This is a genomic window from Streptomyces sp. NPDC044044 (assembly GCF_056434405.1).
This window is the reverse complement of record NZ_JBWKFG010000016.1, coordinates 94,240-106,208: the sequence shown is the minus strand read 5'-3', so window position 1 is coordinate 106,208 and position 11,969 is coordinate 94,240. Positions and strand designations below refer to the sequence as shown.

Below are 11,969 nucleotides of genomic sequence, written 5' to 3'. Positions count from 1 at the left end.
CCTCGACGAGTTCTGGAGGACCTGGAGCTTCCTCACGGAACGACTGCAACAGCTCCACGAAGGGAGCAAGTGACCATGTCCCAGGACGAGAAGAGTGGCTTCATCGCCAAGATGATCGGGCCCAAGAAGCACTGGCGGGCCTACAAGGCCCGCGTGAAGGACCTGCCCGAGGGCTACCGCACGGCGGCCGAGGCGATCGAGCGGTACCTGATGCACTTCGTGCCCACCGACGCCGACGCCACCACCTCGATGTTCGACGACCTCGCCGACCTCTTCGAGCAGGCCGCGGCCGACGCCACCCCCATCCGCGGGATCGTCGGCGACGACCCCGCCGAGTTCGTCGACGCGTTCGCCCAGAACTACTCACAGGGCGGCTACGTCCCCGACCGCGCCCGCAAACAGCTCACCGACGCCATCACCCAAGCCGCGAACGAGGACGACGGAGAAGACAAGACGGGCCGGTAACGCCACAGCACCAACGCTCGCCGCACGCAAGGAGATTCGCGATGGGAACAGGCAGCAACGGATTATCCACATCAGGACTGCGTCGACTGCGCGAGGTGCTGATACGGCATGTGGAGTCCAAGAGGATTCCCGGGCTCGTCGCCCTGGTCAGCCGGGGCGAGGAGACACACGTCGAGACGATCGGGACGATGCGCCCTGACGGCGACTCCCCGATGCGCCGGGACACCATCTGCCGGATGGCCTCGACGACCAAGCCGGTCGCGGTGGCGGCGGGGATGGTCCTGCTGGACGAGTGCCGACTGCGGCTGGACGACCCGGTGGACCGTTGGCTGCCCGAGCTGGCCGACCGGCGTGTCCTCCGGCGGCCCGACGGCCCGCTGGACGACACCGTGCCGGCGCGGCGTCCGATCACCGTGCGGGACCTGCTCACCTCCACGTTCGGACTCGGCCTCGACATGACGGCGCCGCACTCTCCGATGATGGGCGCGTTCTTCGAGCAGGGGGTCTACGGGCAGGAATGGCTGTTGCCCGCGGTGGAGCCGGATGAGTGGATGCGTCGCCTGGGCACCCTCCCCCTGATGCACCAGCCCGGAGAGCGGTGGCTGTACAACATCAGTGACGACGTGCTCGGCGTGCTCGTCGCCAGGGTCACCGGCCAGCCGTTCGAGACGTTCCTGCGCGAACGCGTCCTCGATCCCCTGGGCATGAAGGACACCGGTTTCCACGTGTCCGCCGACAAGATCGACCGGCTTCCTCCGCTGTACGCCCCCGACCCGCAGACCGGGGAGTTCACGGTGGCGGACGAGGTCGAAGGGGGACACCACAGCCGGCCCCCGGCGTTCCCCTCGGGCGGCGGCGGACTGGACTCGACCGTCGACGACTACCACGCCTACTTCCGGATGCTCCTGAACCACGGGATGCACGGCACCCAACGAGTCCTGTCCCGGCAGTCCGTCGAGCTGATGACCACCAACCGCCTCACGCCCGAGCAGTTGGCCGCCCGAGAAGCCTGGGCCCGCGACGTCGTCCATCTGTCGCACGGCCAGGGGCAGCACGGCGGGTGGGGCTTCGGGATGGCGGTGCGCACCTACCGCGGTGACTTCGCGCCCGTCGGCCAGTTCGGCTGGGACGGCGGAGCCGGCACCTCGACGTACGCCGACCCGGACAACCAGGTCGTCGGCATCCTGCTCACCCAGACCGGGATGTCCACCCCGGATTCGGCGCGGGCCATCCACGACTTCTGGACCACCCTCTACCAGGCAATCGACGATTGACCTGCCACCGGTCCAGGACGGCCCGGCGCGCGTCACGTCTCCCCCGGCCGTGACTGGCGCACCTGACCGTCCTTCGGCGCGGAGTGGGCCCCGGGATCACCCCCGGAGCCCACTCCGCGTAACCCTGCGGCCCCCGCGAAAGCACCCGCACAACCTCTGCGATCACCTCCGGCGAAGGACCTAGCGCCCCAGCACCTCGCGGGCCCGGTGGTGCCGGCCCCACTCATCGGCGCCGGCAGCGGGCCGGACGAGTTCGGGGCCGATGTCGGCGAGCTCGCGCAGGCCTGCGAGCCCCATGGCGTCGGTCAGTTCACCGAGCAGGATGTTCAGCACATCCGTCACCCCCTGGTCTCCGTCGACGGCGAGGCCGTGCAGGATCGGGCGGCCGACGAGCACCGCGTCGGCGCCGAGCGCGAGCGCGGCGAGCACGTCCCGGCCACGGCGCACTCCCCCGTCGAGCAGGACGGGAACACGCCCGTCCACCGCCGTCACGATCTCCGGCAGGGCATCGAGAGTCGCGGGAACACCGTCGAGCTGCCTCCCGCCGTGGTTGGACACGATGATGCCGTCCGCCCCGGCCTCGACGGCGCGCGCCGCATCGGCGTCGGTGAGGATCCCCTTGAGCAGGACCGGCAGCGGGCTGATCGAGCGCAGCCACTCCACCACCGACCAGTCCAGAGGTGCGAACTCGGCTTTGGCGTGCGCGGCGGGCACCGTGAAGTCGTGCCCCTCGAGGTTGGCCGGGACGATGCCCGCCGGAAGCCGGAAGCCGTTGCGCAGGTCCCTCAGCCTGCGGCCCATGTGGGGCGTGTCGACGGTGAGGACGAGCGCCTCGAAACCCGCGCCCTGCGCACGCTCGATGAGGCGCCGTGTCATCGCCCGGTCGCGCAGGCAGTAGACCTGCAGCCAGAGCGGGCCGCCGCCGGCGGTGGCGAGTTCCTCGATGGAGCGCCCGGCGAAGGTGCTGATCACGACGGGCACACGGGCGGCCGCCGCCGTCCCGCGCACCGTGGCGAGCTCACCCAGCGGGTGGGCCAGCGTGTGGTAACCCAGCGGTGCGACCGCCACCGGCGCGTCCCAGGAGCGGCCGAGGATCGTGACCGCCGTCTCGGGACGAACGGCGCCACGCAGGACCTGCGGCCGCAGCCACAGCCGGTCGAACGCCCCGGAGTTGGCCGCGAGCGTCCGTTCCTCGCCCGCGCCGCCCGCGAAGAAGTCCCAGACGGCGGGGGCGAGTCGGGACCTGGCCGATCTCTCGAAATCGCCGAGCGTGAGTCTCATCGCCCGTCCTCCATGGTGTTCGTGGTGGTGCCGTACGGGGGCCTTGCGCCGGAAGGGTCCGGCGCAGTTGAACCGATGCCTTCCTCGTCAGTCCGCCAGCTTGGTGGCGATGACCTTCATGATGTGTTCCGCGGATTTCGGCATGTGCAGGTCGTGGTGTGTGGCGTCCACGTCGTGCTCCTCGATCGAACCGAGGATGAACGGCCGCCAATCAGGCCCGTACGACTTGTCCTTGTCCTGCGTCGCGTGGAAGAACAGCAGATCGCCGCGGTAGACCGGCGACTGGAACAGGGCCATCTTCTTCAGGTTGTTGGAACCCACCCTCGCCATGCTTTCGAGGAAGGAGTTCATGCTCTTGGTGTTCATGAACTGGCCGAAGACCTCCTCGACGTCCTGGCGGTACCCCTCCTCCGACCTGCTGGCCACTTCCGGCAGCCTGAACCCGCTGCCTTCACACGCCGGTTGGGAGTCCAGGACGGCCAGCAGGGCGATCTCGTGGCCGCGCCGGTCGAGCACATCCGCGATGGCTTGCGCCAACGGGCCGCCGAAGGACCAGCCGACCAGGTTGTAGGGACCTTCCGGCTGAACCTTGAGTATCTGGGCGAGATAGTCGTCGACCATCTCCTCCACCGATCCCGCCACCGGCTCCGTGCCGTTGGAGCCTCGGGCCTGCAGGCAGTAGGCCTGCCGGTCCAGGTAGGGGGCGAAACTGAAGTGTGCCCAGCCGAGGCCGCCCCCTCCGTGGAAGAACCACACCGGCGCCTTCCCCGTTCCGGGATCCCTGTTCAGCGGCAGCACGACCTCGAACGAGTCGGCGTGGTTGCCGGGCGCGACGCCGCTGAGCACCAGCGCGGCCAGCTCGGCCACCGTGGGGAACTGGACGACCGTCCGCAGGGGCATGTCGATGTCGAACTGCTTGCGGATCTTGGCACTGAGCCGGGTGGCCAGCAGCGAGTGCCCGCCGAGCGCGAAGAAGTCGTCCTCGACACCGACCCGCTCCAGGCCGAGCAGCTCGCAGAAGAAGGAGCAGATCTTCTCCTCGTGGGAGTTGCGGGGCCCTCCGCCCCGCGCGGTGGTCGCACGGTCCGACGGCAGCGCTCGCCGGTCGAGCTTGCCGGCCGTGTTCAGCGGAAGCTCCGAGAGCGGGACGACCACGGCCGGGACCATGTAGTCCGGCAGACGCCCCCTCAGATACTCGGGCAGCTCGGCCAGGAGCGGACCGATCGCCGTGGCCAGCGCGGGCGCGTTCACCAGGGCCCGCCCCGTCTCCTCGCCGGGAACGAACCCTCCGGAGACGGTCCGCTGCCCCTCCTCCCGCTCGGGCAGGACGATCGCGTCGAAGGCGTGGGCGGCCTGGCCCGACCAGGTGAGGATCGCGCCGCGGCCCTGCCGGCGCGCCCACGCGGCAAGGTCTTCCGGGTCAAGTGGCCTGCCGGGGAGGGCGGCCGCGGTCAGGACACCGGTGGAGGTCGCCATGGCCGCCTCGTTCGTCAGGCGTGCGTTGGGTATCCCGGTCACGCGGACGGCGCCGCCCGCCCGGTCGACGCGGCCTTCCAGGCCGGCCAGGTCGGACACCTCACGGCCCCACGGCACCGCGGGCACGCCGGACAGGTCGAGGGCGTCGGCCGGTTGCTTGTGCAGGACGACCTCGTAGCGGTGCCGGGTCAGTTCGTTGTGCGCCTGGCCCGGCTTCAGCCGGATGTCGACCGCGAGGGAACGCTCCGCCGCCCACTGGGTGAACCACCCCGGGGCGACCACCAGCTCCCGCTCGGCGAGCAGCGCCTGCTCGACCAGCGCGCGCAGTTCGTCACGCGAGGCGTGGGGGTGCGCCGCACGCTGCACGGCGGTCGTCATCAGCCGCAGGGTGGTGGCGTTGCGGACGTCACCGACGATGACGCGCCCGCCCGGCGCGAGGAGCTCCACGGCCTGGCGCAGCACCTGGTCCAGGTACTCGGCATCGGGGAAGTACTGCACCACCGAGTTGAGCAGAACGGTGTCGAACGCGCCGAGGGGCAGCCCGGAGACGTCCTCGGCCCCCTGCGCGCTGAGCCGGACCCGCTCGCCGTGGCCGGCCTGCTCGGCCTGGGCCCGGAGCCGGTCCACGACCGTGGCGGAGATGTCGGTGCCCCAGTACTCGTCGACCGCGTCGACGATCTTGGCGAGCAGCAGGCCGGAGCCCACGCCGATCTCAAGGACACGCCGCGGTGCGAACCGCAGCACCTGGGCCACCGCCTCGTCCCGCCACTCGTCCATCTGCTCACGCGGGAGCGGCTCGCCGTCGTACACCGACCTCCACAGCTCGAAGTCCTCACCCAGTTCCGTGTCGCTGGATTCGGCGTACGTCTCGTCGTAGACCTGGCGCCACTCATCCAGCTGATCGCCGGTGTCCGCCACCGCGGCGTCCGGATCGGGCACCACGTACCCGACGATGCGCTTGTCGCCCTGCTGGTTCTCCCGCACCAGGACCGCCGCCTGCGCCACTCCCGGGTGCCCGGCCAGCGCGTTCTCGATCTCGCCGAGCTCGATGCGGAAACCGCGGACCTTCACCTGGAAGTCCGCCCGTCCGAGGTACTCGACCTGGCTGTCCTTGTTCCACCGCACGACATCCCCGGTGCGGTACATGCGGGTGCCGGGCGCACCGAAGGGGCAGGCGACGAACCGGTGCGCGGTCAGCGCGCTCTGCCCCAGATAGCCCCTGGCGAGTCCGGCACCGGCCAGGTACAGCTCGCCGGCGACCCCCGGCGCGACCGGACGCAGCGCCGCGTCCAGGACGTACACCTGGGTGTTCCACACCGGTGCGCCGATCGGGACCCGGTCCGCGTCCGGCACGTGCTGCCATGCCGTGACCTCCACCGACGCCTCGGTGGGGCCGTACAGGTTGTGCACACCGCACCCGGGCAGCACGTCGGCGACCTTCTTGGCGAGTGCCGGCGGGAACGCCTCACCCGCGACCTCGATCCACCGCAGGCTGGTGCACTCCTTCGCCGCGGGCTCGGCGGCGAACACCTCCAGGAGGGAGGGCACGAAGTCGGCGCCGGTCACCTGCTCCTGCCGGATCAGCTCGGCCAGATAGGCGGGATCCTTGCGGGCGTCCGGACGCGAGATCACCACGGCCGCACCCACCTGCAAGGGTCCGAACAGTTCCGGCACCGACACGTCGAAACTCGCCGACGTGCTCAGCAGCACCCGGTCCTCGGTACCCACATCGAAGTGCGCGAGACCCCAGGCAAGGCGGTTCATGATCGACCGGTGCGAGACCTGCACGCCCTTGGGGCCGCCGGTGGATCCGGAGGTGAAGATGACGTAGGCGGCGTTGTCCGGCGACAGCTCACGCCGCGGGTTGTCCTGCGGGTATCCGGACACGTCCGGGAGCGTCTCGTCGAGCACCAGCAGCGGATCCGCGCCCCGCACCACCTGCTGCACCCGGTCCTCGGGAAGGTCGGTGTCGATCGGCAGATAGGCGGCGCCCGCCTTGACCACGGCGTACAGCGCCACCATCAGGTCCACCGAACGCGGTATGCGCACCGCCACGAGCCGCTCGGGTCCCGCGCCCTGCTCCACCAGCCAATGTGCCAGCTGGTTGGCCCGCCGGTTGAACTCTCCGTAGCTCAGTCGCGTCGTCTCGCCGATCAGCGCGACGCGGTCGGGATCACGCTCCACCTGGGCCTCGAACGCATCGGGCAGTGTGCCGGGCTCCACCGGCTGTCCGGTGTCGTTGACGCCTCGGACCAGCCAGTCGCGCTCTCCCGGCGACAGCACCTCGACGGTGCTGATCGGGGCCGTCGGGTCGGAGGCCACCTGTTCCAGGACCCGCATGAACCGGGCGGCGACGGCCTCGACCGTGTCGCGGTCGAACAGCTGGGTCGCGTACTGGAGGTCGCAGCGCAGGCCGCCCGAGTCGTCCACGGCCATGTTGAAGAACAGGTCGAACATGGCCGTCGAGGTGACGTGCTGCTCGAACTCCACCTCGAGACCGGGGAGTTCGAACTCCCCTCGGTCCCAGTTGTGCCAGGCGAGCATCACCTGGAACAGCGGCTGGTACGCCGTGCTGCGGTCCGGGTTGATCAACTCGATCAGTGTCTCGAACGGCACGTCCTGGCGCTCGTAGGCCGCCAGCGTCTTCTCGCGCACCTGCGTCAGGAGCGCGTCGAACGTCGGGTCACCGGAGAGGTCCACCCGCAGCACCTGGGTGTTGACGAAGAACCCGACCAGATCGGCCAGTGCTTCGTCGGTGCGCCCGGCGATCGGGCTTCCGATGGTCACGTCGTCGCCGCCGCCCAGCTTGCCGAGCAGCACGCCCAGCGCGGCTTCCATGACCATCGACACGGTCATCCCGCGCTCGTCGGCCAGCTTCTGCAGCCCGGTCCCCACCTCTGATTCCGCGACGAAGGTGACCTTGTCTCCCTGTGAACTGCGCTGCGCGGACCGCGGGCGGTCGAGCGGCAGGTTCAACGGCTGGGGGACTCCGGCCAGTTCCTCGCGCCAGTACTCGGCCTGCGCGGCAGCAAGGCTGCCCGGGTCGCTCACGTCACCGAGCAGCTCACGCTGCCACAGCGCGTAGTCCTTGTACTGCACGGGCAGCGGCTCCCACTGCGGTGCCCTGCCCTCCAGGCGCGCGGCGTACCCCGCGGACAGGTCCCGCACCAGCGGCGCCACCGAGGCGCCGTCCGAGGCGATGTGATGGATGACCAGGACCAGGACATGCTCCTGGGGGCCGCAGCGGAAGAGGGTCGCCCGGAAGGGCAGCTCGGCCGCCAGGTCGAACCGGTGGGCGATGAACTCATCGACCACGCCCCGCAGTTCGTCGGCGGGTATGTCGACCACCGGCACCTGCACCGAGGCCTCCGCCGACGACAGGATCCGCTGGAACGGCTCGCCCTGCTCGTCCGTGACGTACATGGTGCGCAGCGGCTCGTGCCGCTCGACCAGGTCACGGATCGCGGCGATGAGGGCAGCCTGGTCCAGGGCCCCGGTCAGCCGGAACGCCGGGGAGATGTTGTAGGTCTCCGCGCCGCCCTCCATTTGGTGCGTCAGCCACATGCGGCGCTGTGCGAAAGAAAGCGGAATCACTGGTCTGCTCCTCTGTGGTCATCCTGCGGAGGTGGGGGGGCGACGCGGGGCCGTCACCGGTGCGGGCAGGTCTCAGGCCTCAGGCCTGGCCGGTCGGGTTGCTCGTCTGCTGGCGGTCCACGGCTTCGTAGAGGGCCTTGATGTTGTTGCTGCCGAACGTGCTGGCACCCCGGCGGTCGATCAGTTCGTAGAAGAGGGTGCCCCTCGTGTGCCGCGACTCGGTGAAGATCTGCAGCATGACCCCTGCCGGGTCGCGGTCGGCGAGGACGCTGAGCTCGCGCAGCGCCTCCACGGGGACGCCGATCGGGCCGAGCCGCGATCCCAGCGCCTCGTAGTAGCTCTGCGGTGTGGTGAGGAAACGCACGCCCCGCTCGGCGCTCTTGGGCACGGCGGTCAGGATGTCCTCGGTGAGGAAGGCGATGTGCTGGACGCCGGCGCCGTCGTGGGCCTCGATGAACCGGTCGATCTGGCCCGGGGCGCGGGTGACGTCCGGCTCGATGATGGTCAGGGTCAGCCGTCCGGATCCGTTCTGGACGACCTTCGAGTCCATGGCCTGGGACCCGACGATGATCTGCTCCTCGAAGGTCTGCCGAAGGCCGAATATCTCCTCGTAGGCGTGCACCGTCTCCTTGAGCGTGCCCGCGGGCACGCACACCGCGAGGTGGTCGATCTCCGTGAACAGTCCCTCGCCGGAACGGTCCCAGCCGGTCTCCTCGATCAGCGGGGCGAACGGGCCGTCGGGCCGGCCGCGGGAGACGAAGCGGTGCTCCACGTCGCCGAACCCGCTCACCGAGGCGAAGACGACCTGGGCTCCTTCGGGGCCGACTCTCTCGGGCGGGGCGACGGGAAGGGCCCCCCGCTCGACCGCTTCGGCGAACGCGGCCTGGGCGTCGTCGACACGCAGCCCGATCACGCCGACGCCCTGGCCGTGCCGCTCGACGTATTCGGCGGCACGGTGATCGGGGCTGGTGGCCGAGGTCACCAGCAGGGTGATGTTGTGCTGGCGCAACAGCACCGACTCGCATCCGCGCAGACCCGTACGGGCGCCACCCCGACCGGCGACGGCGAAGCCGAACTGGTCGCGCAGCTCGAGGGCCGCCTCCTCGGCGTCATCAACGAAAAGCTCTATGTGATCGATCGACTGGATATCCACACGCCACCTCCAGGGGTGAACACTTGACCGGACTCAGCAGCCGCGGCGCTGTGCCGCGGCAACTTCGGACTCGATGAAATCGGCCAGCCGTCGGAGCCCCTCCTCCACGTCGGCGTGGGTCAGGTAGCTGGTCGACAGCCGGATGGTGTGATCACCCCCGCCGTCCGGATGGAAGTAGGACATCGGCGTCCAGATGACCCCGAAGTCCTGCGCGGATCGGCCGAGCGCGGCGTCGTCGGCGCGGAAGGCGACCTGCAGTGTCAGGAAGAAACCCCCGCTGGGCGCGTTCCAGCTCACGCCGAGCCGGGACCTGCGCTCGGCGGGGAACTCACGTTCCAGGCCCCGCAGGGCGACCTGCATGGTGTCCCCGTAGTGGGCGGCCGCCTTCTCGTTCAGCTCGGCGACCCGGCCGCGGGAGGCCAGCAGGGCACCCGCCACGGCCGCCTGGCTCAGCGGCGAGGTGTTCACGGTGATCATGCTCTTGATCTTGGCGAGCTCGTCGGCGAGCAGCCCCGTGGTCCCGTCCGCCCTCAACACCTTCTGGTCGGCGACGGCATAGCCCACGCGCGCGCCCGGGAAGAGCGACTTGGCGTACGAGCCCAGGTGGATCACGCGCCGGCCCTGGTCGAGCGACTTCAGCGTGGGCACCTGTACGCCGGGGCTGACCAGCCGGTAGGGGCTGTCCTCCAGGATGTACAGGTCGAACCGGTCGGCCAGGGCCAGCAGTTCGTGCCTGGTCTCCAGCGGCATCGTGACGCCGGACGGGTTGGAATGGTCGGGGATCACGTACAGCGCGCGGGGCCTGCGCCCGCGCAGGCGTTCGGCCAGGACCGCGGCCTCCACGTCGGCGCACGACAGGCCGCCCGCCCGCTCCTCGACGGCGACCACCTCGGCATCCAGGAGCCGCGCCGCGCCGGTGATCCCCACATAGCAGGGGCTGGAGACCAGCAGCGTGTCGTCGGGACCGGACATCAGCGCGCGCAGGGCCAGGAACATCGCCTCCTGGCAGCCCACCGTGACCACGATCGACTCCGCCGGTACGTCGATGCCCTCGTCCACGCGGAGCGAATCGGCGACGAGTTCGCGGATCAGCCCGGCGGACGGCCCGTACTGGAACATCGCGCTGCGCACCTCGGCCGGTGTGCGCCCCTGGGCGGCCAGGTGGTCCAGAAAGCGGCGCAGATGGGCGAAGATCTGCTCGGTGTCGAAGAAGTCCTCGTGCGGCCTGCCCGGACCGAAGGAGATGGCCTGCGGGTAATTCAGGGTGACTTCGTTGAGGAAGTTCATCGTGTCCATCACGGGATCCGCGACGCCGGGGTGCAGATCCTCCATGCGCAGCACCGCTGCGCCGCCCGGCATGGGCGGCGGGACACGATCGCCACCGATGTCTTTCGTCACGCCGTACGTCTCGCTCATCGCGATCGCCTTCCAAGGGTCCGGCCCGGTGCACCGCTCACCAGCGCACCGGGAACGCTGAGAGCGGCCTGGCACCGCCGGCCACGGGCTCGTGGTAACTCAGGCGGCCGTCGATCTTCAGACCGTCACGCTGGATCAGCAGGTGATCGAGGGCCACCTCGCCCTCGATGTAGGCGAGCATCGCGCCGAGGCAGTAGTGCGGGCCCGCGCCGAAGGCGACGTGGCTCTCCTTGCGCTTCAAGACCCGTTCCACATCGCACCGTTCGGGCTCGCTGAAGAGGCTCGGGTCGTAATTGGCCGATTGCAGGGAGCCCGTCAGGGCGTCGCCCTTGCAGACCGGGACCCCGGCGAACTCCATGTCCTCGGTCGCGTACCGGGGACCGGCGAGCGGGACGGGGTTCGCGACCCGCATCAACTCGTACATGGCGTGCGGCAGGGCTTCCGGCTTGGCGCGCAGCAGGGCCAGCTGATCCGGGTTGTCGAGGAGCGTGACGATCGCGTTCGGAATGAAGTGGGCCGTGGAGTGGTGCCCGTTGTTCACCACGACGAGCACCAGCGAGACGATCTCGGCCTCGGTGAGCCGGTCACCGTTCTCCTCGCTCTTGCGGAGCAGGAAGGAGATCATGTCGTCCGCGGGCTCGGCCCGGCGCCGCGCGATGAGCTCCTTGACGTAATCGGCCAGGCCGCGGATGCTCGCGGCGACATCGGCGCCGGCGTCGGCGTAGTCGTTCATCCACTTGCGCACCTGCGGCTGATCGGGCTCGTCAACGCCGATGAGTTCGCAGATGACGGTGCCGGTCAGCGGTGAGGAGTACTCGTCGATGAGGTCCCCTGATCCCTTCCTGACCAGGGCGTCGATGAGCCGGGCGGAGATCTCCTCGATGCGCGGCCGCATCGCCTTCATCCGCTTGGCGCTGAACGCGGGCGTCACGAGCCGGCGCAGCCGGGAGTGGTACGCGCCGTCCACGAGCATCAAGTTGGCCGCCAGATACTCCCGGAACTCGTCCGGCAGATCGAGTGCCGCGACCGCCTGATCGGCCAGGCTGGGCCCATGATGACCCGGCACGTTCTGATGGTCCACGACGAGCCGCGGGTCGCTCAGCGCCGACGAGACGTCTTCGCTCCGCGTGATCAGCCAGACCGGCGGCCCGCCGGGAAACCCGATGCGAACGAGCGGAGACGCCTCCCTCAGTCGCGCGTAGGAACCGATGGGGTCATCGGTGAATTCAGGAGCCAGCAGGCTCACGAACGGCTCAGGCATGGTCTGCGTCTCCTTGACGTCCTCGTCGAACGGTGGTGGCAGTCGAACG

At 69.9% G+C, this 11,969-nt stretch carries 7 protein-coding genes; 2 read left to right on the top strand and 5 right to left on the bottom strand.

What is annotated here, in order from left to right; translation table 11 throughout:
- Positions 1-75: 75 nt before the first annotated feature.
- Together AC07AG_RS41400 and AC07AG_RS41395 are read left to right on the top strand one after the other, a co-directional pair.
- Positions 76-465 (top strand): DUF1048 domain-containing protein, encoded by a 390-nt coding sequence (locus AC07AG_RS41400; protein WP_478762181.1) that lies wholly within the window; start codon positions 76-78, stop codon positions 463-465.
- A gap of 41 nt (positions 466-506) precedes the next feature.
- The gene (locus AC07AG_RS41395; RefSeq protein WP_478762179.1) at positions 507-1,739 is read left to right on the top strand and encodes a serine hydrolase domain-containing protein; all 1,233 of its coding nucleotides are present in this window, start codon (positions 507-509) and stop codon (positions 1,737-1,739) included.
- Between the two features lie 180 nt (positions 1,740-1,919).
- Here the strand turns inward: AC07AG_RS41395 and AC07AG_RS41390 are convergent, their stop codons facing one another.
- The 5 genes from AC07AG_RS41390 to AC07AG_RS41370 all read right to left on the bottom strand — a co-directional run bounded on the left by AC07AG_RS41390 (position 1,920) and on the right by AC07AG_RS41370 (position 11,920).
- Positions 1,920-3,020, bottom strand: a complete 1,101-nt coding sequence (locus tag AC07AG_RS41390; RefSeq protein ID WP_478762177.1) for an alpha-hydroxy acid oxidase — start codon at positions 3,018-3,020, stop codon at positions 1,920-1,922.
- 87 nt (positions 3,021-3,107) lie between these two features.
- Entirely contained in the window at positions 3,108-8,090 is a 4,983-nt protein-coding gene (locus AC07AG_RS41385) for a non-ribosomal peptide synthetase (RefSeq protein WP_478762175.1), read from the bottom strand.
- A 79-nt stretch (positions 8,091-8,169) separates the two neighbouring features.
- A complete protein-coding gene (hppD, locus tag AC07AG_RS41380; protein WP_478762174.1) occupies positions 8,170-9,243 on the bottom strand; it encodes a 4-hydroxyphenylpyruvate dioxygenase in 1,074 nt (357 codons plus the stop codon).
- Positions 9,244-9,276: 33 nt separating this feature from the next.
- Positions 9,277-10,659 (bottom strand): aminotransferase-like domain-containing protein, encoded by a 1,383-nt coding sequence (locus AC07AG_RS41375; RefSeq protein WP_478762172.1) that lies wholly within the window; start codon positions 10,657-10,659, stop codon positions 9,277-9,279.
- Positions 10,660-10,696: 37 nt separating this feature from the next.
- Entirely contained in the window at positions 10,697-11,920 is a 1,224-nt protein-coding gene (locus AC07AG_RS41370) for a cytochrome P450 (protein WP_478762170.1), read from the bottom strand.
- Between the last annotated feature and the right edge of the window lie 49 nt (positions 11,921-11,969).

Bases quoted from the DNA above. Each gene is read 5' to 3' on its own strand.
- AC07AG_RS41400 (WP_478762181.1), top strand. From the start codon at position 76: ATGTCCCAGGACGAGAAGAGTGGCTTCATCGCCAAGATGATCGGGCCC.
- AC07AG_RS41395 (WP_478762179.1), top strand. From the start codon at position 507: ATGGGAACAGGCAGCAACGGATTATCCACATCAGGACTGCGTCGACTG.
- AC07AG_RS41390 (WP_478762177.1), bottom strand. From the start codon at position 3,020: ATGAGACTCACGCTCGGCGATTTCGAGAGATCGGCCAGGTCCCGACTC.
- AC07AG_RS41375 (WP_478762172.1), bottom strand. From the start codon at position 10,659: ATGAGCGAGACGTACGGCGTGACGAAAGACATCGGTGGCGATCGTGTC.
- AC07AG_RS41370 (WP_478762170.1), bottom strand. From the start codon at position 11,920: ATGCCTGAGCCGTTCGTGAGCCTGCTGGCTCCTGAATTCACCGATGAC.